At 70.9% G+C, this 21525-nt stretch carries 19 protein-coding genes; 13 read left to right on the plus strand and 6 right to left on the minus strand.

What is annotated here, in order from left to right:
* The first annotated feature begins 38 nt into the window (after positions 1–38).
* Complete coding sequence (locus FNH24_RS08350) at positions 39–773, plus strand: PIG-L deacetylase family protein (RefSeq protein ID WP_152361703.1); 735 nt, start codon at positions 39–41, stop codon at positions 771–773.
* Between the two features lie 143 nt (positions 774–916).
* Here the strand turns inward: FNH24_RS08350 and FNH24_RS08355 are convergent, their stop codons facing one another.
* Complete coding sequence (locus FNH24_RS08355) at positions 917–1234, minus strand: ribbon-helix-helix protein, CopG family (RefSeq protein WP_152361704.1); 318 nt, start codon at positions 1232–1234, stop codon at positions 917–919.
* A complete protein-coding gene (locus FNH24_RS08360; protein WP_152361705.1) occupies positions 1234–1488 on the minus strand; it encodes a hypothetical protein in 255 nt (84 codons plus the stop codon). The genes FNH24_RS08355 and FNH24_RS08360 overlap by 1 nt, the downstream gene beginning before the upstream one ends.
* A gap of 881 nt (positions 1489–2369) precedes the next feature.
* Between FNH24_RS08360 and FNH24_RS08365 the strand changes: the two genes are divergently transcribed.
* From FNH24_RS08365 to FNH24_RS08380, 4 genes are all read left to right on the plus strand, one after another.
* On the plus strand, positions 2370–2957 hold the full coding sequence (locus tag FNH24_RS08365) for an SAV_6107 family HEPN domain-containing protein (protein ID WP_152361706.1): 588 nt from the start codon (positions 2370–2372) through the stop codon (positions 2955–2957).
* A gap of 219 nt (positions 2958–3176) precedes the next feature.
* Positions 3177–3950, plus strand: coding sequence for a methyltransferase domain-containing protein (locus FNH24_RS08370; RefSeq protein ID WP_152361707.1), 774 nt, complete (start codon positions 3177–3179; stop codon positions 3948–3950).
* Positions 3951–3996: 46 nt separating this feature from the next.
* Entirely contained in the window at positions 3997–5208 is a 1212-nt protein-coding gene (dinB, locus tag FNH24_RS08375; protein ID WP_152361708.1) for a DNA polymerase IV, read from the plus strand.
* A 344-nt stretch (positions 5209–5552) separates the two neighbouring features.
* Positions 5553–5948 carry a DUF3040 domain-containing protein gene (locus tag FNH24_RS08380; RefSeq protein WP_152361709.1) on the plus strand — a complete coding sequence of 132 codons (396 nt, stop codon included), beginning with the start codon at positions 5553–5555 and terminating at the stop codon, positions 5946–5948.
* Positions 5949–6064: 116 nt separating this feature from the next.
* Here FNH24_RS08380 and FNH24_RS08385 read toward each other — a convergent pair whose 3' ends face one another.
* The 4 genes from FNH24_RS08385 to FNH24_RS08400 form a co-directional block, all read right to left on the minus strand.
* On the minus strand, positions 6065–6412 hold the full coding sequence (locus FNH24_RS08385) for a histone-like nucleoid-structuring protein Lsr2 (RefSeq protein ID WP_152361710.1): 348 nt from the start codon (positions 6410–6412) through the stop codon (positions 6065–6067).
* 217 nt (positions 6413–6629) lie between these two features.
* A complete protein-coding gene (locus tag FNH24_RS08390) occupies positions 6630–8867 on the minus strand; it encodes a transglutaminaseTgpA domain-containing protein (protein WP_152361711.1) in 2238 nt (745 codons plus the stop codon).
* Positions 8864–10132 (minus strand): DUF58 domain-containing protein, encoded by a 1269-nt coding sequence (locus FNH24_RS08395; RefSeq protein WP_152361712.1) that lies wholly within the window; start codon positions 10130–10132, stop codon positions 8864–8866. Before FNH24_RS08395 ends, FNH24_RS08390 begins: the two co-directional genes overlap by 4 nt.
* A 25-nt stretch (positions 10133–10157) precedes the next feature.
* Entirely contained in the window at positions 10158–11144 is a 987-nt protein-coding gene (locus FNH24_RS08400) for an AAA family ATPase (RefSeq protein WP_152361713.1), read from the minus strand.
* A gap of 332 nt (positions 11145–11476) precedes the next feature.
* On the opposite strand from FNH24_RS08400, the gene mraZ reads away from it, so the two are divergent.
* From mraZ to murD, 8 genes are all read left to right on the plus strand, one after another.
* On the plus strand, positions 11477–11905 hold the full coding sequence (mraZ, locus tag FNH24_RS08405; RefSeq protein ID WP_152361799.1) for a division/cell wall cluster transcriptional repressor MraZ: 429 nt from the start codon (positions 11477–11479) through the stop codon (positions 11903–11905).
* Between the two features lie 305 nt (positions 11906–12210).
* The gene (gene rsmH / locus FNH24_RS08410) at positions 12211–13242 is read left to right on the plus strand and encodes a 16S rRNA (cytosine(1402)-N(4))-methyltransferase RsmH (RefSeq protein WP_152361714.1); all 1032 of its coding nucleotides are present in this window, start codon (positions 12211–12213) and stop codon (positions 13240–13242) included.
* Positions 13239–13814, plus strand: coding sequence for a cell division protein FtsL (gene ftsL / locus FNH24_RS08415; protein WP_152361715.1), 576 nt, complete (start codon positions 13239–13241; stop codon positions 13812–13814). Before rsmH ends, ftsL begins: the two co-directional genes overlap by 4 nt.
* Complete coding sequence (locus FNH24_RS08420; protein WP_152361716.1) at positions 13814–15715, plus strand: peptidoglycan D,D-transpeptidase FtsI family protein; 1902 nt, start codon at positions 13814–13816, stop codon at positions 15713–15715. The genes ftsL and FNH24_RS08420 overlap by 1 nt, the downstream gene beginning before the upstream one ends.
* A 72-nt stretch (positions 15716–15787) precedes the next feature.
* Positions 15788–17425, plus strand: a complete 1638-nt coding sequence (locus FNH24_RS08425; RefSeq protein ID WP_152361717.1) for a UDP-N-acetylmuramoyl-L-alanyl-D-glutamate--2,6-diaminopimelate ligase — start codon at positions 15788–15790, stop codon at positions 17423–17425.
* Between the two features lie 71 nt (positions 17426–17496).
* The gene (locus FNH24_RS08430; protein ID WP_152361718.1) at positions 17497–18963 is read left to right on the plus strand and encodes a UDP-N-acetylmuramoyl-tripeptide--D-alanyl-D-alanine ligase; all 1467 of its coding nucleotides are present in this window, start codon (positions 17497–17499) and stop codon (positions 18961–18963) included.
* Positions 18960–20030 (plus strand): phospho-N-acetylmuramoyl-pentapeptide-transferase, encoded by a 1071-nt coding sequence (gene mraY, locus FNH24_RS08435; RefSeq protein ID WP_152361719.1) that lies wholly within the window; start codon positions 18960–18962, stop codon positions 20028–20030. Before FNH24_RS08430 ends, mraY begins: the two co-directional genes overlap by 4 nt.
* Before the next feature lie 40 nt (positions 20031–20070).
* Positions 20071–21516 (plus strand): UDP-N-acetylmuramoyl-L-alanine--D-glutamate ligase, encoded by a 1446-nt coding sequence (murD, locus tag FNH24_RS08440; RefSeq protein ID WP_152361720.1) that lies wholly within the window; start codon positions 20071–20073, stop codon positions 21514–21516.
* Positions 21517–21525: the final 9 nt, after the last annotated feature.

The following is a 21525-nucleotide window of genomic DNA, read 5'->3' on the forward strand; positions in this document are numbered from 1 at the left end:
AGGACACGGGCTCGGCGACGCGGCACTAGCCTGCTGCCATGACCGACCTGGAGCACGTCGACGAGCAGTGGCAACGCGGCCTGTGTGTGGTGGCCCACCCGGATGATCTTGAATTCGGCGCGGCGGCGGCGATCGCCCGCTGGACCGATCAGGGCAAGGAGATCGGCTACGTCATGGTGACCAGCGGCGAGGCCGGGATCGACGGCCTCGCCCCGGACGAGTGCCGCCGAGTCCGGGAGGCCGAACAGGTCGAGTCGGCCCGGCTCGTCGGCGTCGACTCGGTCGAGTTCCTGGGGCTGCCGGACGGCGTCCTCGAGTACGGGATCGCCTTGCGCGCCGCGATCTGCCGCACCATCCGGGCCTTCCGGCCGGACGTGGTGATCACCGCCAACTTCCGCGACACCTGGGGCGGCCGGTCGCTCAACCAGGCCGATCACATCGCCACCGGCCGGGCCGTCATCGACGCGGCCCGCGACGCCGGCAACCGCTGGATCTTCCATGATCAACTCACCGGCGGGCTCGAGCCCTGGGGCGGGGTCAAGGTGGTGCTCGCCTCCGGCTCACCCGAGGCGGGGCACGCCGTCGACACCACCGCCACCTTCGACCGTGGGGTCGCGTCCCTGCTGGCGCACAAGGCCTACATCGACGGCCTCGGCTGGGACCACTTCGATCCGGAGGAGTTCCTGGAGGGCCCGGCCCGCGCCGCCGGCACCCGGCTCGGCGTCTCCCGCGCCGCGGGCTTCGAGGTGTATTCGATGGGCTGGGGCGACTGAGGCTGGGGTCGCCGTCACGGCAGCCGAAAGCGCCCGCGCGACCTGTATCTGTCGACGCGACCCAAACAGCATTCGCGTGGCCTTGTAGGAGTCGCGTCGCTGACGAGTCGGCCAGCGGCTCGCCATTCCAGGCTGGCCGAAGATCAGCCGGCGTGCCGCTCGAGGTACTCGTCCAGGGCTTTCCGAGCCAGCTTCGACCGCGACAGGCCCTCTCGTTCGGCTTGCTCCTCGAGCGCCTCGATCATCGGCGCCGGCACCCGGAACTGCACCACTGGGGAATGAGTTGCTCCACCCGACAGAGACTTGCGACCCGGGATCAGGTTCTTCCGGCGAGCATGAGCCGCGGCCTGCTCCCCGAGCTCGATCGATCGCGCGTCCGTGAGCTCCTCGCCGTGGTACATGAACGGCTCGTCGCTGGTGTCCAGCTCAGGCTTGCCGTGCATCTCGTTGAACGTCGGCATCACTCACCCTCCTCGTCGTCATCGTGACCGGCCCGGTAGTAGGTCGGCATGGCGTGGATGCAGGCCCACTCGCCGGGCCGCTTGTCGTCCGGCACGACGACCATGTGCAACTCGATGCCGCGCTTATCCTCGCCAACGTAGTGAAGCTGGTCACCTTCAGCGCCGACCAGCTCGGCTCCGTCCAGCGCGGCTATGATCCGGCTCGACGCGATGCGATGCTTCCGAGCGCCTGCGGTGATCCGGACCTTTGCCACGCCCTAGTGTGTCATACACATACGTGATTAACCAAGGATCCAATGCTGCGACCGACTCATCACCAGCCGACGCAGGCCCCACTGCGACGAGGGCTGGTCCCGCAAGCCGCCAAGCTGGTCCAATGGGGCGACGAGTCCGGGCCCTCCGGCTCGAGCCGCTCTGCCGACTCTGCAGCGACGTCGCCGACGTGGCGACCGGTTGTTGGGCGCCGGCTGAAACGACGGCGGTACAAGTGCAGCGGGAGATCACACCAGCCTCGAAGCGGCGGGACACCGGTGCGCCCTGCCTCGTCCTGGGTGTGCCTAATCGCGGGAGGCCGACCGTGACCCGCGCGCCTCGCCCATCGCCCGCCGGCGCGGCGGCGAGAGTCGTTCGCGCGACCCGTATCGGTCGATGCGACTACTACAGCAGTCGCGCGAATCCCATACGGGTCGCGTGGCTGTTGGGTCGGCCATTGGCAGGGCGGGCGGGGCGCAGCTGAAGCGTCGACGCCTTCAGGCGTCGTGGGGCATCAGATCCGGATCGGAGCGCCGAGGTCCGTGGCTCGCCTGCTCGATGCGGCGGCCGCCGCGATTCGCTCGCCGCGGATGCTCACACCGGGGCCGCGGAAACGCGGGGTGATTCTGTTCTTGACGCGTTGTCAGTGGGCAGGTGTAGATTGATCCTTGTTCGAACACGCGTTCGATATCGATACTTGGGGAAGGATCGCGGACGCGGGTTCGGCTAGTGGCGACGTGTTCGCGGCACGCGCTCCGGCTCGCCTTGGCGTGGATGGACTCGACCCCCGTCCACGCCAAGGCTGCCGATCAACTCGGGTCGAGACCTCCGAACTGTGTCCCTCAACGACCAGGCCGCCCAACCCACCAGGATCAGCCGAACCATGCCCCATTCAGTCGCCCTTGTCAGCAACTCCGTGACCAACAGCTCCGCGACCCGTCCCAGCAGCCCAGTGACCCGGGCCGGCAGCGATCCGACCGCTCGTCAGCAGCACCCCGGCGGCCCGAGCCACCCGCGACGACAACCGGCGCTGCCGACCTCCTTCCCGCGGCCGGACCATGATCGACTTCCGGCTGCCCTGCGGGCCGACCTGCAGCGCATCGAGAGCACGCTGCTCGAGGCGGAGCTGGCCGACCGGCCCAGTGATCGTTATCTGGCCGCCCATCTCGCTGCGCTGCGGATCGGCGCCCTGATCGTCCGGCTCCGCTCGGCCCAGGTCCGGTTCCCGAGTCACCTGTGGTCGCTGGTCACCGCGGTCGCCCCGGAGTTCGGGGAGTGGGCCGCCTTCTTCGCTGCGACCGAGGCCAAGCGGGAGACCGTGCGGTCCGGCGCGACCTCGATCGTCACCGAGCGCGAGGCGGCCGATCTGCTCCGCGATGCCGGACTGTTCTACCAGCAGTTGCACACCCGGCTGGCGGCGCAGACCGGTCGGCGGCCGGGTCGTCCCGGCTCGGCGCGGGGGTCGGCATGACCGGGTCCCGGCACGGCACGGGGGTCGGCATGTCCGGGTCCCAGCCGGCCGCGGTCCGATCGGCCGGGCCACTTTCCGGCGCCGACCGGTCCATCCGGCCGCTGCCCAGGACGCCGAGCCCGTCCCCGGCCACTAGGCTGCGGTCGAACGCGAGGTGGTGGTCGGATCCGACCCCGCCGGCCATCGGTCCGCTGGGTACGGCGGCGGAAGGAGGACTGCATGTCGGACGGCACGGCGCCCGCACAGTCCGAATCGCGCTCGGCGCCCCGACCGGCGACCGGGTCGGGCCGCTCCGGTCGACGCCGGCCGGTGACCCAGGTGCTGCTGCTGCGGATCCTCGAGGCGCGGCTCGCCGACCTCGACGGCGCGGCGGCCCTCACCGTGATCGACCTGGGCGGCGGCACCGGCGGCGTGGCGACCGCTCTGGCCGAACGCGGCCACCGGGTGACGGTCATCGACCCCAGCCCGGACGCTCTGGCCTCGCTCGAACGCCGGACCGCCGAGCTTGGCCTGGCCGACCGGATCAACGGACTCCAGGGCGACGCCGGCAACCTGGCCGACCTGGTCCCGCCCGGCTCGGCCGACCTGGTGCTCTGCCACCGGGTGCTGGATGTGGTGGACAATCCGGCCGATGCCCTGGCCTCGGTCACCGGCGTGCTGCGGTCCGGCGGCATGCTGAGCCTGCTGGTGCCGCAGCGGCACGCCCTGGTGCTCTCCCATGCGCTGGCCGGCCACATCGGTCTGGCCCGCGAGGTGCTGGCCGACCGGAGCCGCTTCGATCACGACTCGACCCTGGAGCTGGTCCGCGCTGCTGGGCTGGAGATCGTGGCGGAGCACGGCATCGGGGCCGCGGCCGACCACGTCGCCGAGGCGGTGGTGGAGTCTGGGGCCGGTGCGTACGCGGAGCTGCTCGCCCTGGAGACCGAGTTGAGCACCGACCCGGCCTTCCGGGCGATCGCGCCGGCACTGCACGTCTCCGCCCGGCGCCCCTGACCGACCCTTCCGGGCGCTCGCTCGGCACGCTCCCCGGGAGCGGCCGATGGCCGTGATCATGCACGTCGACATGGACGCGTTCTTCGCGTCCGTGTCGCTGCGCCGGCGCCCCGAGCTGCGCGGCACACCGGTCGTGGTCGGCGGCTCTCCGCGTGGCGTGGTGTTGTCGGCGAACTACGAGGCCCGGGCCTTCGGGATCCGGTCCGGGATGCCGTCCGGGCGGGCCAAGCGACTCTGCCCGCGGCTGAACTTCATCGATCCGACCTTCGACGACTTCTCCTCGGTGGCCAAGGGGATCGTTGCCGTCTTCGAGTCCGTGACCCCGGTGGTCGAGGCCGCCTCGATCGACGAGGCCTACCTCGACCTGACCAGCGCGCGGCACCAGTTCAGCTCCCCGTACGCGATCGGCGAGCACGTCCGGGCCGTGGTCTGCGACGAGCAGCAGATCACCTGCTCGGTCGGCATCGGTCCGTCCAAGTTCGTGGCCAAGATGGCCTCCCGCGCCGCCAAGCCGGACGGGCTGATCGAGGTTCCGCCGCAGCGGGTCGCCGACTTCCTGCATCCGCTGGCGGTGGAGACGATGTACGGGGTGGGGGAGCCGACCGCGGAGAAGCTGCACCGGCTCGGCATCCGGACCATCGCCGACCTCGCCCGGACCCCGGTCGGCGCGCTGCGCCAGACCCTCGGCCCGCATCAGTCCCATCAACTGGTCGAGTTGGCCTGGGGCCGGGACCGGACCCGAGTGGTTCCCGGGGTGGTCGAGCGCGGGGTCGGATCGCAGGAGACGTTCGGCGCCGATACCGAGGACCCCGCCGTCGTCCGCCGGGAGATGCTGCGGATGGCGGCGAAGACGGCGCGACGGATGCGCCGGGCCGGCTTCCTCGGTCGGACCGTCACGCTGTCGGTCCGGTTCGCCGACTTCCGCACCCTGTCCCGGTCCAGCACTCTGCCCAGCCCCACCGATGTCACCGACGAGATCTACGCGGCCGCGCTGGCGCTCTATCAACGGCTCGGGCTGGACCGGGCCCGGGTGCGCCGGGTCGGGATCAAGGTCGCCGGGCTGGTCCGGTCCGACCGCGCGGAGCGCCAGCCGTTCCTGGACGATCCGGAGTTCGGCTGGCGGGAGGCCGAGCGCGCCGTCGACGCCGCGGTCGGCAAGTTCGGCCCGAAGGCGGTGCAGCGGGCCGTGCTCGCCGCCCCACGCAACTGGGTCGCGGCGATGGGGCACCCGGGCCAGCCGGACCGGGAACGGCCCTGACCCGGCCAGCTCCGGTCCTGGCCCGGCCGCGTTGGGCTTGTTGCGCCCCGACCGATCCGCCCGGCCCGACCGATCCGCCCCTTGTTCCGGGGGCGACGGCCCGGATTCTGGTCAAGTGTGACGAACCTCCCAGTGCCCGCGGTGGGTGCGGTTTGAGCCGCCCGACGGTAGTGTCGGGGTCAGGTCCATCCCGGACCAGGTGCCAGGGCATCACCGGAGGGTCGTGCCGTGGGTTTTCCTGAGCTGAGGGTGGGCCTAGACTAGGGACCTAAGGCTCACGCCAGGCCAGGGTGTGAGGACCGCACAAGTTGCGCCGTTGGCGCTTGGAAGCCGGAGGTGGCCACGTGGCCCTCTCAGAGGAAGAGCAGCGGCTCCTCGAGCAGATGGAAGCCGCCCTCGCTGCTGAAGACCCGAAGCTGGTTAACACCATGCGCGGCACTGGTCCGCGTCGGGTGCATCGCCGGCGGGCCGCGCTCGCGGGCGTCGGGTTCTTTGCCGGGTTGGCACTCCTGATCGCAGGAATGTCGACCTATTTGTTCCTCAGTGTGCTCGGGTTCGTGATCATGGTTGCTGCGGCCGTCACGGCGATCTACGCCTGGCAGCACGTGGGCTCCGGCCCGGATCCCAAGTCTGGTGGGGAGCGGCTCCGCGCCCCTCAGCCGTCGGGTTCGGACAGCACCCGCAACTTCATGGACAAGATGGAGGAGCGCTGGCGGCGCCGGCGCGACGAAGGTTTCTGACCCGAACATCAGACCGACTCAAGGCCCGTCTCTTCCGCTGAAGAAACGGGCCTTGATCATGTCCGGTCGTAGTCAGTGGCGATCGTGATCAACCGCGGCCCCGATCGGCCGGACCGTCAGCCGGCGTTGGACGCCTCGACCTGCTCGGCCTCCGCGTACGCCTTCTTGACCTCGGCCGGGATCCGGCCGCGATCCGGCACCCGGTAGCCGCGGGCCTGACCCCAGGCCCGCAGGGTCGAATTCGCCGGGGGCAGGGCGGTGACGAAGGTGGAGACGCCACCGCGACGAGTTCCGGTGCGGCGAGCCCTCTCGGCATACGGCTCGAAGACGGAGCGCAATTTCGTGGCATTGTCGGTCGACAGATCTATTTCGTAATCCACGCCGTCGAGCGCAAAGGTCACGGTCTCGTCGGCGCCCGTTCCATCGAGATCGTCCTGCAGGGTGATCTCAACTCGTCGTGCCATGGAGTCGCCTTCCTACCTCGGTGAATTCGGGCCCTCACTCGGCTCCGAAGTATTCCATTTCCGGCCGCTGAGCGTCCAGTGTCGGAAACGTCACCGGTGTCGCCTTCATGGTCCCGGATCTGGCGTCTGACCAGGGATGCGGACGACTTGATCAGAACCGGAGTCCAACCGAGGGCCCGCCGATGCCCGGTTTCCGGCCGTCTTGCCGCCGGCCGGGCTAAAGGCGACGGAATAGTGAACGTGGCAACCAAAAGGCGAGGAATCGACGCCAGCGGCTTTGTGGTTCGGCGAGCCCGTAGCGCACGGTCCGGGTGATTTCGGGCAATTCATCGAGCTGCTCGTCGGGCGCCGATCGGGCATAGCGGGATCGTTCCACCAGAATCGCGACGCTGGTCATTCCGTCGGCCTGATCTCGATCCAGCTGATCCGCGACTCCGGCCCCGATCTGGCGCGGCGACCCCTCCGGCCAGCGGCCACCGAGATCGACCATGGTGTCCCGGATCTCCCGCCAGGCACCCTCGACCCGATCAAGATCATCCTGGTTCGCACTCAACCGGCTGGTCCGGCGGTGGATCCGTAGCGTGGCCGGCGCGGCCAGCACCAGCAGCACCAGCAGGCCGATGCCGATCCCCGCCACGACCTGCAACGGATCGCTGCCGGCCTGGGTCTGGTCGACCGGGCCGTCGGTCGGAGCCTGACTCGGCCCGGCGGACGGCTCGTTCGGCCCGGAGGTCGACTGCTCGGACGGCACAGTGGTCGGGTCCGGCCCCTCGTTGCCGGCCGACGGCGGCACCGACCAGTCCGGCACCGAGCCGGCCTGACTGGCCGGCGTCGGCTCGAACCGGACCCAGCCGTAGCCCGAGAAGTACAGCTCCGGCCAGGCGTGCATCTTGTGATTGGTCACCGTGTAGGTGCCGTCGCTGTTCCGGTCGCCGGGCAGGAAGCCGATGGTCACCCGGGACGGGATTCCCGCCACCCGCGCCATCATCGCCATCGCTCCGGCGAACTGCTCGCAATAGCCGCGCTTGTCCCGGAGCAGGAAGTTCTCCAACGCCTGATAGCCGCTGCCGGGCAGCGGCCGGGTGTCGTAACGGAACTGCCCGCTGCGCAGGAACGCCTGGATCGCGGTGGCCCGTTCGAAGGCCGACGACGAGTCCTCGGTCACCTCGGCGGTCAGGTCCCTCAGGCTCTGCGGCAGATCGTCCGGGACCGTGGTCGTGATCGCGGAGTCCTGCGGCGTGCCGGCGGCCGCCAGCGACAGTTGCTCACTGGTCGGCGCGATGTCGACGCTCTCCACCGAATAGCTCAGCCCGGCCACCTGGCGCCGTCGTACGTCCTCGCTGCCCATCGCCAGGATCGACAACGCACCGGGGTCGAATCCCCAGGCGCCGTCGGCGTTGAAGCTGCGCGGCGCATACGGGGCCGGCAGATACTCCGACTCGAAGCCGTCGGTGACCGTGATCGAGGTCTGCCGGCGCGGCGCCGGCTCGGTGGTGACGCCGGGGATCTGGCCCAGCCGGTCGCCCGGGGTGACCTGGATCTGCACCGGGGACCAGCCGGCGTTGCCGAACTGGGGCAGCGTGGTCAGCCGCAGGTAGGTGCCGGACTGACGGTTGGACTCGGTCACCGACCGGTATTTGATCACCGGCCGCTCCGCGGCCTGGGTCAGGTTCCGGCGCAGGTCGAGGGTCGGATCGCCCAGTTGCAGCGGACCGTTGCCGCCGGGGCCGCGACCGAAACCGATCCCGGACACCGACAGGGTCGGCACCACCAACGACGCGATCACGGTGATGATCAACGCCGGCACGGCCAGATAGCCGGCCGCCCGCCAGACCACCGGCGCGGCGGCGCCCATCGTCTCGGACGAGTCGAGGGACAACCCACGGGTCCAGCGGGCGTTGGCGTTCAGCCCGTCGGCGATCAAGATCGCCAGGTAGCCGACGGCGACCAGCCCGAAGCTGATGATCGAGGCGTCCTGGGTCAGCCCGAGGGCCGGCACCAGATACAGCGCGGTCGGCGGGGCGAAGGCCCAGCCCGGCCGGCCGACGCCGCCGACCAGCAGGTCGGTCAGCACCATCACGATGCCGACCGCGGTGACGAAGATCAACGTCACGCCGTCGTTCGGCTCCATCGGCGACGACTGGGTCTGCATGTGCGTGATCCCGGACTGCCACTGCTCAGCCAACCCGCCGTACCAGGTGGCCGAGGTCGACTCGTTCATCGACCAGGTGAGCATGCTCAGGGCCAGCCCGAGCACGGCGACCTGGATCGCGAACACGGCGGTCGGGCCCAGCCGGGCGCGGCGCAGCAGCAGGGTGATCAGCCCGAGGGTGAGCACCAGCAGCCAGCCGAGGACCAGATAGCGGCCGTCGCTGGTCAACGGCCGGATGGTCAGGGACGCCAACAGGACGGCGATGGTCACCGCGACGGTGCTGCGATCGGTGGCGCGCATCATCCCACCCGGCTCAGCTCGTTCAGGCCGGCCCAGGCGTCGCCGACCGAGGTCGTCCGGTCCGCCTGCACCACCCGCCACTGGTTGTCCAGTAGCACCTTCCGGGCCAGGTCGGCCGCCTCCTTGCGCCGCTCGTCCTCCTCCTCGCCGGCGAACGTGGCGACGTCCAGGACGATGGCCAGGCCGCGGGCCCGGCTGCCGCGGACCCGGAGCAGCACCTCGGCGTCGGCCGGGGTGAGCCGGCCGAGGATGGCGACGATCAACTGCCCGGGCCGGTCGGCGTTCGCCGACTCGACCGCGTAGTGCAGCGACCGGGTCGATCGCGGCCGCAGGTCGGTCAGCCGCTCCACCACCAGTTGCTTGCTGGCCGAACTGTGCTGGCCCATAGCGCCGCTGATGTGCAGCGGCCCGCCGGCGTCGAAGATCTCGACGCTGAACCCGGTGTCCAGGAAGTGGGTGGCCACCGAGCCGGCGGCCGAGATCGCCCATTCGATCGAGTTGTGCATGCCGCGGCCGGCGTGGGCCGAGTCGCGGGAGTCGAGCAGGATGCTGGCGCTCGGATCCCAGGCCTGTTCCTCGCGGCGCACCATCAGCTGATCCCGGCGCGCGGTCGACCGCCAGTGCACCCGGCGGACGTCGTCGCCGTGCCGGTACTCCCGGATCAGCGCGTCGTCGGCGCCGACCACGCCGATCCGGTGCGGCTGCGCTTCGCCGGTGCTGCCGGCGCCGCCGGCCGCCCGCAGCGGCGGCAGCGGAACGATGTCGGGCGTCACCATCACCTCGCTGGAGGCGACGAACTGCCGGTCCATCCGGACCAGCCCGAACGGGTCCGTGGTGCGCACCATCAGCGGCCCGGTACGAAACCGCCCGCGCACCCGCCCGAGCAGCGGATACTCCACCTCACGGCGCCAGTTCAGCGTGGCCCGGTCGATCAGGAAGCGCGGCCGGTTGCCCAGCTCGCGCGGCACCGCGTCCTCCAACATCAGGATGCCGATCGGCAGCCGGCCCTGCTGACCGAGGACGATCCGGCCTCGCATCGGTGAGCCGAGCGCGACCTGGGCCGGCTCGACCGACCGTTCGCAGGACAGTCGCAGCCGGGTCCGGGCGACCAGGATGGCGGCCAGGATCGGCAGCACCAGCAACAGCAGGCCGAGCCGCATGATGTCGCGCTGGTCGCTGACCACCCCGACCAGGGTCACGATCACCCCGACGACGGTGAAGATCCGGCCGCGGCCGGTGAGCAGTTGCCAGAATTTCGTGCCGTGCACCCCGACTCCTCTTCAGTGTCGCGAGTCAGGCCTGGCGGGCCGGCGCGTTCTGCCGGTCGCGCCGCCGTTCCGTCCGGGTCGGTGCCTCGGCCGGATTGCGATCCGGGATGTGCACCGAGGAGACGGCGGTGGAGATGATGTCGGCCACGGTCCGCCGGGCCAGCTGGGCGTCGGTCGACGGCAGCACCCGGTGGGCGAGGACGGACACGGCGAGGGTGCCGACGTCGTCCGGGGTGACGTAGTCCCGGCCGGACAGCGCGGCGAAGGCGCGGCTGGCGCGGAGCAGCTGCAGGCTGGCCCGGGGCGACGCGCCGATCCGCAGATCCCGGGTGTTCCGGGTCGCGTTGACGACGGCGACGATGTACTGCTTCACCGACTGGGAGACGTACACGCCACGGACCGCCGTGATCAGCCCGCGCACGGTGAGGCCGTCGGTGACCGGCCGCAGATCGGCCAGCGGATCCGACGACCCGTGTGAGTCGAGCATGTCCAACTCGGCGTTCGGCGTCGGGTAGCCCATCTGGATCCGGGCCATGAACCGGTCCCGCTGCGCCTCGGGGAGGGGATAGGTGCCCTCCATCTCGATCGGGTTCTGGGTCGCCACCACCATGAACGGCGTCTCGAGCAGATAGGTGGTGCCGTCGACACTGACCTGTCGCTCTTCCATCGACTCCAGCAGCGCCGACTGGGTCTTCGGCGAGGCCCGGTTGATCTCGTCGCCGACGACGATGTTGGCGAAGATGCCGCCCGGCTTGAACTCGAAGTCCCGGGTCTCCTGGTTGAAGACCGAGACCCCGGTGATGTCGGAGGGCAGCAGGTCCGGGGTGAACTGCACCCGGCGCACCGTGCAGTCGATCGACCGGCCGAGGGCCTTCGCCAGCATCGTCTTGCCGACGCCGGGCACGTCCTCCACCAGCAGGTGGCCTTCGGCGAGCAGCACGACGAGCGCCAGGTCAACGGCGCTGCGCTTGCCCTCGATGATTCCCTCGATGGCCTCGCGGACCTCGCCCATCACGCGCACAACATCAGTGAGGGAATACGAACCGTCTCCGGTTCTGGCGTAGCTCAAGGTCACCTGTCCTCCGTGTCTTAGGTCGACCGTCTCATCGGCAGCGCGCCAAAGCGGCACAAGGTGTCAATGGGAGGAAGTTCCCACGATGACCATACGCGGTGATTCGCCCTTCCGGTGACCGTGGACCGGTTTCGGGATCGTACGGCCGCCGGGCGGTGGGGACACGGATGGGGGGAGGTTGGGGCGAAAAGGGTGCCAAGTGGAGTGAAGTGGAGTATGGTGGCGGAAAGTGGAGCAGATCGGGCTGATTGTGGAGCCAGGAGGTGGTCGCCGTGTTTCTCGGCACCCACACTCCGAAGCTCGACGAGAAGGGCCGACTGATCCTCCCGGCGAAGTTTCGAGATGAACTGGCGGACGGACTGGTGATCACCCGAGCGCAGGATCGATGCCTGGCGATCTGGCCCGTCGCGACGTTCATCGAGCAGACCCAAGCCCTGAGGAATGCCCCCTCCAGCAGTAAGCAGGTGCGCGACTACCAACGGATGCTGGCCTCCGGTGCCTCGGACGAGACGCCGGACAAGCAAGGGCGGATCACCATCCCGCCGCATCTGCGGACGTACGCGGGCCTGGACAAGGACTGCGTGGTGGTGGGGGCGATGAATCGGGTGGAGGTCTGGGATGCCGCGGCCTGGGAGTCCTACGCGGGCGAACAGGAGACGGCTTTCGCCGAGATGAACGACGAGGTCTTCCCGGGCTTGTAACCGCGAGCCGCCCGAGAAGGAGCAGGACCCACGCACCACCGAGCTGTGAGAACTGAATAAGCGGTCGATGAGAAGCAGCGAGCTCGTGTCTCCAGGCTTCAACCCGACGATCCGGCTCCCTGGCGCACCTTCCCCGGTGCCAGGTAGCACTTCCCGCGGATCTCGGGTTGAAACCTGCCGACACGAGCCGCCTGCTTGCCGGCCGAACGTGGACGGAACAGCAAACGCACAGTGGGGGTCGAGATGAGGCTGATCGAGATCGTGGTCCGGTCAGCCAGCCCTGCTCACCTCCGCGGGCGGTACGGATGAGCGAAGAGCCCCGCCATGTTCCCGTCCTGCTCGGCCGGATCGTCGAATTGCTGGCGCCGGCCCTGGGGCCGACGCCGGACGATCCGCAGCCGGTGTTCGTCGACTGCACCACCGGGCTCGGCGGCCACTCGGCCGCGCTGCTCGACGCCTGCCCGGCCGCCCGGCTGATCGGGCTCGACCGCGACCCCGAGGCGCTGGCCGAGGCGACCCGTCGGCTGAGCCGGTACGGCGACCGGGTGCGCCTGATCCGCGCCGTGTACGACGAACTGCCCGAGGTCCTGGCCGATGCCGGGCTGAGCACGGTCCGGGCGATCCTGTTCGACCTCGGCCTGTCCTCGCTGCAGATCGACCGGGCCGAGCGCGGGTTCGCGTACGCCGTCGACGCGCCGCTGGACATGCGGATGGGCCAGGACCAGCCGCTCACCGCGGCCGACGTGCTGAACACGTACGACGTCGCCGAGCTGACCCGGATCCTGCGCGTCTACGGCGAGGAACGCTTCGCCGACCGGATCGCCCGGCGGATCGTCACCGAGCGGACGACCGAGCCGTTCACCACCTCGGCCCGGCTGGTCACCCTGCTGCAGCGGGCGATCCCGGCCAAGTCGGCCAAGACCGGCGGCCACCCGGCCAAGCGGACGTTCCAGGCGCTGCGGATCGAGGTCAACGCCGAGCTCGCCGCGCTCGAGGCGGCGCTGCCCGCGGCGGTGACCGCGCTCGCGCCCGGCGGCCGGATCGCGGTGCTGGCGTACCACTCGTTGGAGGACCGGATGGTGAAGCGGACGTTCGCCGCCGGCGCGACCGACCGGGCGCCGCGCGGCCTGCCGGTGGTGCCGGACGAGTTGCGGCCGGAGCTGACCCTGCTCACCCGGGGGGCGGAACGACCGGAACCGGCCGAGGTCGAGCTCAATCCGCGCGCGGCCTCGGCCCGGCTGCGGGCGGCGATGAAGATCGAGCGCTCGGAGCTCGGGGGCACGAAGCCCGGGGGCGCGACAGGCGGGAGTCAAGGAATGGGGGAGAAGGCGGCGTGAGCGCACTACTGGCACCGTCGGGCGGTGAGTCCGACTCCACCGAACGGAAGCGGCTGCGCACCGTGCCGGCGCGGCAGGACCCGCCGCGGCTGGCGCCGATGCCGTTCCTGGTGGTGTTGATCGGCGTGCTCGGGCTCGGCCTGGCCGGGTTGTTGATGTTGAACACGTCGCTGCAGGGCCAGGCGTTCGAGACCCGTCAGCTGCAGCGGCAGGAGTCCGAGTTGGCGTACCGGCAGGTCGAGTTGGAGACCAAGCTGGACAAGACCGCCGCCCCGCAGGAGCTGGCCGAGCGCGCCTCGGCCCTTGGGCTGCGGCCGAATCCGTACCCGGTCATCCTGCGGCTGCCGGAGGGCACGATCGAGGGTGACCCGAAGCGGGTCGACGGCGACGAGGTGCCGGGCATCGTGGTCAAGACGCCGGCGGAGCTCGCGGCGGAGCGGGCCGAGAAGGAGGCCAAGCAGGCCGCGAAGGAGGCGAAGAAGCGCGCCGAGGCGGAGGCCGAGCGGCAGCGCGAGCAGCAACGCGAGCAGGAACGCGAACAGGACCAGCAGCGCCAGGAGGGTGAGAACTGATGGCCGCCGACGAACGCCGCCCCCGGGCCCGGCGCACGACGTCGGCCCCGGCCTCGACCGGCACCCGCAAGCTCCGGCCCGGAGCGGAACGGAAGCAGCGCGCGGTCGCCGCCCGGACCGCGGCCCGGCCGGCCAAGAAGAAGGTCCGTCATCCGATCCGCCGGGTGGCGCTCGGCAACAGCCCGCGGCGACTGCGGATCGTGCTGGTCGCGATGGCGATCGCGCTCTCGCTGTGCGCCGGCCGGCTGCTCCAGTTGCAGGGCTTCGACTCCGCCGCGTACGCCGCCGGAGCCGACCAGTTCACCGCCAAGCTGCCGCTGCTGCCGACCCGGGGTGACCTGGTCGACCGGAACGGCTCGGTGCTGGCGACCACCCAGCCCGCGGTCGCGGTGACCGCCGATCCGACCCTGACCTCGAACACCGCGAAGAACCCGACCCGGGCGGCCCAGTTCGCCGAGGTGATCCTGAACCATCTGGAGCTCGACCGGGCGACGCTGCTCAGCCGGCTGAACAAGCCGGACACGCGCTTCGTCTATCTGGCCAAGAAGGTGCCGGCGACGACCTACCTGGCGCTGGCGGCCGAGCTGACCGAGAAGAAGCTGTACGGCGTGTTCCGGGAGAGCGACCCGATCCGGGTCTACCCGGCCGGATCGGTGGCGGCCGGCGTGGTCGGCTTCGTCAACGGCGCGGGCGAGGGTGTGGCCGGCCTGGAGCGCTCCCTGGACAAGCAGCTGGCCGGTGTCGAGGGTCAGGAGATCTTCGAGATGGCGCCGAACGGCAGCAGGATCCCGCTCGGTGAGAGCAAGATCAATCCGGCGGTCGACGGCACCGACTACCAGCTGACCATCGACGCCGAACTGCAATGGACGGTGGAGCGCCGGCTGGCCCAGCAGGTGCAGAAGGTCGGCGGCGACACCGGCACCGCGATCACCATGAACGTGAAGACCGGCGAGATCCTGGCGCTGGCCAACTACCCGAACTACGACGCGTCGAAGCCGGGGGACGCCGCCCCGGAGGACCGCGGCAACCGGGCCGTCTCCGCCGCGTACGAGCCCGGCAGCGTGGAGAAGTTGCTCACCGCCGCCGCGCTGATCGAAGCCGGGATCGCCGATCCCGAGACCAAGCTGACCATTCCGGAGCGACTCGAATCCGGTGGCGGCCTGATCAAGGACGCGTTCGCGCACGGCGAGATCGACCTGCTGATGCGCGGCGTGATCGCGAAGTCGTCCAACATCGGCACGATCATGCTGGCCCGGCAGATGGACAAGGCGAAGCTGCGGGACTATCTCGCCCTGTTCGGGCTGGGCAAGAAGACCGGGATCGAGATCGCCGGCGAGGCCGCCGGTCACCTGCCGCCGGCCGACATGAAGGACTACACCCGGGACCAGATCGCGTTCGGTCAGGGCCTGTCGGTCACCGCGGTGCAGGAGGCGGCGGCGATCGCGGCGCTGATCAACGGCGGTGTCTACCACCAGCCGACGGTGATCAAGGGCGCCACCGACCAGACCGGCCAGCCGGTGCCGCTGACCAAGGCCCCGCCGCGCCGGGTGATCTCGCCGGAGACCTCCGACCAGATGCGGGACCTGATGCAGGCCGTCGTCGATCACGGATCCGGCAAGCTCGCCGTCGACCACTACCAGAGCGGCGGCAAGACCGGCACCGCGCAGCGCTACGACCCGGCCTGCGGCTGCTACAACGGCTACACCGTCTCCTATGTGTCGGCCGCGCCGATCAACGATCCCGAGTTGATCACCTACGTCGTGGTCGACAACCCCAAGAGCAGCGACACCGGCACCAGCGGGGCGGCTCCGGCGGCGACCGACATCATGCAGCTGGCCCTGCCCCGGTACGGCGTCCCGCCGACCGCAGAGCGGGCCAAGGAGGAGAAGATCACGTGGTGACCGTGCCGGGGCGTCCCGTCCAGCACCCGGCCGGCTTTCTCGGCACCCCCTCCAGTCGATAGCGTCGGGCCAGTGAATTCCGATCCCCCCGGCGGCTCGGGGGTGCCGCCATCGTCCCGACTGCCTGAACCGTGCCGATTGTCCGACCTGTTCGACCAGCCGGGCCTGCCTGACACCCCGGTGTCGGGCGTCAGCCTGAGTGACCGCCTGGTCCGGCCGGGCGGGATCTTCGTGGCGCTGCCCGGGCTGGCCACCCACGGTGCGCGGTTCGCGCCGGCCGCGGTCCGGGCCGGCGCGGTGGCGATCGTCACCGACGCCGCCGGTCGCGAGCTGATCGAGTCCGGCGCCGATCCGATCGGCGTTCCGGTGATCGAGCTGGCCGACCCGCGCGCGGCGATGGGGCCGCTGGCGGCCCGGGTGTACGGCGAGCCGGCCGAGCGGCTGACGATGATCGCGGTCACCGGGACCAACGGCAAGACCACCACCTGTTCGCTGCTCGAGGCCGCGCTGCTGGCCGCCGGCCGCCGGGTCGGCATGATCGGCACGATGGGCTTCCGGCTGGACGGGGTCGAGCTGCCGGCGGACCGGACCACGATCACGACCCCGGAGGCGCCGGAGCTGCAGAGCCTGCTGGCGCAGATGGTCGAGCGCGGCGCCGACACGGTGATCATGGAAGTCACCTCGCACGCGCTGGACCAGGGCCGGACCGATCCGATCCGGTTCGACGTGGCGGCGTTCACCAACCTCGGTCGTGATCACCTGGATTTCCATCCGAGCCTGGATCACTACTTCGAGGCGAAGGCGCGGTTGTTCACCGCCGAGCGGACCAGGGCGGCGGTGATCAACTCCGACGACCCGCGGGGCCGGGAGCTGGTCGGCCGGCTGCAGGCCGCCGCGATCCCGGTCCGCACGATCGGCACCGCGGCCGCGGCCGACTACGCGCCGGTGACGGTCCGCGGCAGCGCCGAACAGACCATGATCACCGCCCGGACGCCGAGTGGCGGGCGCGAGTTCGCGATGCGGCTGCCGGGTGACTTCAACGTCCGCAATGGGCTCACCGCGCTCGCCGTACTCGACCTCCTGCTGGCCGACGGCCCGGCCTTCGATCTCGACACCGCGATCGCCGGCCTGGCCGCCGACGTGCCGGGCCGGATGCAGCGGGTCCGGCTGGGCGGTGCCGCGCCGGCGGTCTATGTCGACTTCGCGCACACCCCGCAGGCCATCGCCGCTGCCATCGACGCGCTGCCGGCGGGGACGGATCCGGCGACGGCACCCGGCGGCGATGATCCGGGGGTGCCGCTCCGCGGGCGGCGGATCGTGGTCGTCGGCTGCGGCGGTGACCGGGATCCGGACAAGCGCGGCCCGATGGGGGCGGCGGCGGCCGAGCGGGCCGACGTGGTGGTGATCACCGACGACAACCCGCGGACCGAGGATCCGGCGACGATCCGGGCCGCGGCGCTGGCCGGCGCCCGGGCGACCGAGCGGGCTCGGGCGGGCACCACCACCGTGCTGGACGGAGGGGACCGTCGAGCGGCGATCGCCGCCGCATTACGGTTGTCCCGGTCGGGCGACGTGATCGCGATCCTGGGCAAGGGGCATGAACAGGGCCAGCAGATCGGCACCGACCTGCTGCCGTTCGACGACGCGACCGTCGCGATCGAGGAGTGGCGGCGCTTGGAGCCGGCGGGGCAAGCCGGCAGTCAGTCGTAGTTTGGCGGGGGCCTGTGGGGGGCCGCCGCGTCCCGCACCGGTGCGGGAGATCAGAACAGGGAAGGATTTCGATGATCGAGTTGACCACTGGCGAGGTGGCCGACCTGTTGTCCGAGCCGACGGCGGGGGCCTCGCCCGAGTCCGGCTCGAGTCTGTCCGGCACCGTCGACCGGGCGCGGGTGATCACCGATCTGACGGTGGACTCGCGGACGGTCAAGCCGGGTTCCCTGTTCGTCGCCCTGCCGGGGGAGCGGGTCGACGGTCACGACTTCGTGGCGACCGCCTGGGCGGCCGGTGCGGCGCTGGCGCTGGTGGAGCACCCGGTGGACGGCGACGGACCGCAGCTGGTGGTGCCCGCTCCGCTGCTGGCGCTCGGCCGGATCACGCGGCACCTGGTGGACAAGTCCCGGGCCGACGGGCTGCGGGTGGTCGCGATCACCGGATCCCAGGGCAAGACCTCCTGCAAGGATCTGGTCGCCCAGTTGCTCGAGCCGACCGCGCCGACGATCGCGCCGCTCGGCAACCTGAACACTGAGATCGGTGTGCCGCTGACCGTGGCCCGGGTCGAGCCGCAGACCCGGTTCCTGGTCGCCGAACACGGCGCCCGCGGAGTCGGCCACATCGCGTACCTCTGCGAACTGACCCCGCCCGACGTCTCGGTGGTGCTCAACGTCGGCAGCGCCCACGTCGGCGAGTTCGGCAGTGTCGAGGCGATCGCGCAGACCAAGGGCGAGCTGGTCGAGGCGCTGACCGAGGACGGCACCGCGGTGCTGACCGCGGACGATCCGCTGGTCTGGGCCATGCGGGACCGGACCAAGGGCCGGGTGATCGCGGCCGGGGTCGGCCACGACCCGGGCACCGACCGTGCCGTCTGGGCCACCCGGCTGTCCGGCGACCGGGCCGGTCATTACGGCTTCACCCTGCACGCCCGGCTGCCCGAGACCGAGGGCGACGGCCAGGTCCGGCTGCGGATGATCGGCCGGCACCAGGTCGGCAACGCGGTCTCGGCCGCGGCCGCGGCGCTGGCTGTCGGCGTGCCGTTCCCGGACGTGGTCGAGCGGCTCTCCGCCGCCGAGCCCCGGTCGCGGTTCCGGATGGAGCTGTCCGAGCGGTCGGACGGCGTCCTGGTGCTGAACGACGCCTACAACGCCAACCCCGAGTCGATGCGGGCGGCCATCGACGCGTTGACCGAGCTGGCCGCCGGCCGGGCCCAGCAGTGGCCGGACGCCCGGGTCTGGGCGGTGCTCGGCGACATGCTCGAGCTCGGCGAGGTCGCCGACAGCGAGCACCGGGCGATCGGCCGGTACGCGGCCCAGCGCGGCGTGCAGCGGTTGATCGGGGTCGGCGAGTACGGCCCGGTCTATGTCGGCGCGGCCCGCAAGGCCGGCCTGGCCGAGGCGACCGCGGCCACCGACGCCGACGAGGCGGTGCAGTTGGTCGAGGCCGAGCCGGGCGACACCGTGCTGGTCAAGGCGTCCCGCGGGCTGGCCCTGGATGTGGTGGCCGACGCGATCCTGACCGCCGAGGAACGCCCGTGAGAACGATTGTCTTCGCCGGCGCGCTGGCCCTGTTGGGCACCCTGCTCGGCACCCGGTTGGCGATCACCTTCCTGGTCCGCAAGGGGTACGGCCAGCTGATCCGCGACGACGGGCCGACCTCGCACCACACCAAGCGGGGCACCCCGACGATGGGCGGCCTGGTGATCATCGTCGCGGTCGTCGGCGCGTACGCGATCAGTCACCTGCTGACCTGGACGGCACCGTCGGCCTCGGCCGTGCTGGTGCTGTTCCTGTTCGCCGGGCTCGGCGTGGTCGGCTTCCTGGACGACTTCCTCAAGATCAGGAACCAGCGCTCGCTCGGCCTTCGCAGCAAGGCCAAGCTGCTCGGCCAGTCGCTGGTCGCGATCACGTTCGCGATCTTGTCACTGCAGTTCCCGGACGAGCGGGGGATCACGCCGGCCTCGAACGCGATCTCGTTCCTCCGCGACATCGACTTCCTGCAGTTGCCGGTGGTCCTGGTGATCATCTGGGTGATGCTGCTGATCGCGGCCGCCAGCAACGGGGTGAACCTGACCGACGGCCTGGACGGCCTGGCCTCCGGCGCCTGCGTGATGATCTTCGGCGCGTACACGCTGGTGAACATCTGGCAGTTCAACCAGTCCTGCGCCTCCGTCGCCTCGGCCGGGCCGAAGTGCTACGAGGTGCGCGACCCGTACGACCTCGCCGTGGTGGCGATCGCGCTCGCCGGGGCCTGCTTCGGCTTCCTCTGGTGGAACGCCGAACCGGCCAAGATCTTCATGGGCGACACCGGCTCGCTCTCGCTCGGCGGCGCGCTGGCCGGGCTGGCGATCTTCACCCGGACCGAGCTGTTGTTGGTCATCCTCGGCGGCCTGCTGGTGATCGAGGTCGCCTCGGTGATCCTGCAGGTCGGCTTCTTCAAGGCGACCAAGGGTCGCCGGCTGTTCAAGATGTCACCACTGCACCACCACTTCGAGCTGTTGGGCTGGCAGCAGGTGACGATCGTGATGCGCTTCTGGATCGTGGCCGGCCTGTTCGTCGCCGCCGGCCTGGGAATCTTCTACGCGGAATGGGTGGCCGGAACATGACGACATTGACGTTCCCTGAGCCTGTCGAAGGGCAAGCCCGATGAGCCCGAGCTGGCTGCCGACCGCCGACGGCGCCTCGCCCTGGCCGCAGGCCCGGGTGATCATCGCCGGCCTCGGCGTGGCCGGCTTCGCCGCGGCCGACGCGCTGCTCGAGTTCGGGGCCCGGGTGCTGGTGCTGGACGACGCCGACAACGAGCAGGTCGGCGAGCGGGCCACCCTGCTGCGCACGCTCGACGCCGAGGTCCGGCTCGGCCCGGGCTCCACCGCGACGCTGCCGGACGAGGCGCACCTGGTGATCACCACCGGCTTCCCGCCGACCGCGCCGCTGATGGTCCAGGCCGCCGCCCGCGGCGTCCCGGTCTGGAGCGAGGTCGAGCTGGCCTGGCGGCTGAGCCGGCCGAACAAGATCATCCCGTGGATCGGCATCACCGGCACCAACGGCAAGACCTCGACCACGCTGATGCTGGAGGCGATGCTCAGCGCCGCCGGGCTGCGGACGGCCGCCGTCGGCAACATCGGCCGGCCGATCATGGAGATCGTGCTCGACCCGCAGCCGTACGACGTCCTCGCCGTCGAGCTGTCCAGCCACCAGCTGCACTGGTCGGACTCGCTGTCCCTGCACTCCGCCGCGGTGCTCAACCTGCAGCCCGACCATCTGGAGTGGCACGGATCGACCGAGAACTACGGGGCGGCCAAGGCCAAGATCTACGAGCGGGTCCAGGCCAGCTGTGTCTACAACGTGGCCGACCCGGCGACCGAGCAGATGGTGATGGACGCCGAGGTCGTCGAAGGGGCCCGGGCGATCGGCTTCACGCTCGGCATCCCGGACCGCTCGATGGTCGGCATCGTCGACGACCTGATCGTCGACCGCGCCTTCATCCCGCAGCGGGCCGACTCGGCGCTGGAGCTGGCCAAGGTCGCCGACGTGCTGCCGGCCGCGCCGCACAACGTTGCCAACGCTCTTGCCGCGGCGGCACTGGCCCGGTCCTTCGGCGTGCCCGCGACCGCGGTCCGCGACGGCCTGCGCGCGGTCCGGCTCGGACCGCACAAGATCGAGACCGTCGCGGTGCTGAAGGGCGTCACCTACGTCGACGACTCCAAGGCCACCAACCCGCACGCCGCCGACGCCGCGCTGACCGCGTTCGAGTCGGTGGTCTGGGTCGCCGGGGGCCAGGCCAAGGGCACCACCTTCGACGAGTTGATCATCAAGCACGCGGACCGGCTGCGCGGCGCGGTGTTGCTCGGGGTCGACGCCGACCTGATCGCCGGGGCGCTCGGCCGACACGCGCCTCAGGTCCCGGTGATTAGGGTCGACTCGGCGGAGACTAGGGCCATGGCTCAGGCCGTGACGGCGGCTGCTTCCCTGGCCAGACCGGGTGATGCAGTGCTGCTCGCCCCGGGATGCGCCAGTAAGGACATGTACACCGATTACGCCGCCCGGGGCGAGGCCTTCGCCGCGGCCGTGGCCGAGCTGCCGGGCGGGTGACGCCCCCGC

The organism is Microlunatus speluncae (assembly GCF_009299835.1).
Taxonomy (GTDB): domain Bacteria; phylum Actinomycetota; class Actinomycetes; order Propionibacteriales; family Propionibacteriaceae; genus Microlunatus; species Microlunatus speluncae.

What these genes read in the sequence shown, in the direction of transcription:
- FNH24_RS08350 (WP_152361703.1), top strand. Translation starts at nt 39, where the DNA reads ATGACCGACCTGGAGCACGTCGACGAGCAGTGGCAACGCGGCCTGTGT.
- FNH24_RS08355 (WP_152361704.1), bottom strand. Translation starts at nt 1,234, where the DNA reads ATGCCGACGTTCAACGAGATGCACGGCAAGCCTGAGCTGGACACCAGC.
- FNH24_RS08365 (WP_152361706.1), top strand. Translation starts at nt 2,370, where the DNA reads ATGCCCCATTCAGTCGCCCTTGTCAGCAACTCCGTGACCAACAGCTCC.
- FNH24_RS08370 (WP_152361707.1), top strand. Translation starts at nt 3,177, where the DNA reads ATGTCGGACGGCACGGCGCCCGCACAGTCCGAATCGCGCTCGGCGCCC.
- dinB (WP_152361708.1), top strand. Translation starts at nt 3,997, where the DNA reads ATGGCCGTGATCATGCACGTCGACATGGACGCGTTCTTCGCGTCCGTG.
- FNH24_RS08385 (WP_152361710.1), bottom strand. Translation starts at nt 6,412, where the DNA reads ATGGCACGACGAGTTGAGATCACCCTGCAGGACGATCTCGATGGAACG.
- FNH24_RS08390 (WP_152361711.1), bottom strand. Translation starts at nt 8,867, where the DNA reads ATGATGCGCGCCACCGATCGCAGCACCGTCGCGGTGACCATCGCCGTC.
- FNH24_RS08400 (WP_152361713.1), bottom strand. Translation starts at nt 11,144, where the DNA reads ATGGGCGAGGTCCGCGAGGCCATCGAGGGAATCATCGAGGGCAAGCGC.
- rsmH (WP_152361714.1), top strand. Translation starts at nt 12,211, where the DNA reads ATGAGCGAAGAGCCCCGCCATGTTCCCGTCCTGCTCGGCCGGATCGTC.
- FNH24_RS08420 (WP_152361716.1), top strand. Translation starts at nt 13,814, where the DNA reads ATGGCCGCCGACGAACGCCGCCCCCGGGCCCGGCGCACGACGTCGGCC.
- FNH24_RS08430 (WP_152361718.1), top strand. Translation starts at nt 17,497, where the DNA reads ATGATCGAGTTGACCACTGGCGAGGTGGCCGACCTGTTGTCCGAGCCG.
- murD (WP_152361720.1), top strand. Translation starts at nt 20,071, where the DNA reads ATGAGCCCGAGCTGGCTGCCGACCGCCGACGGCGCCTCGCCCTGGCCG.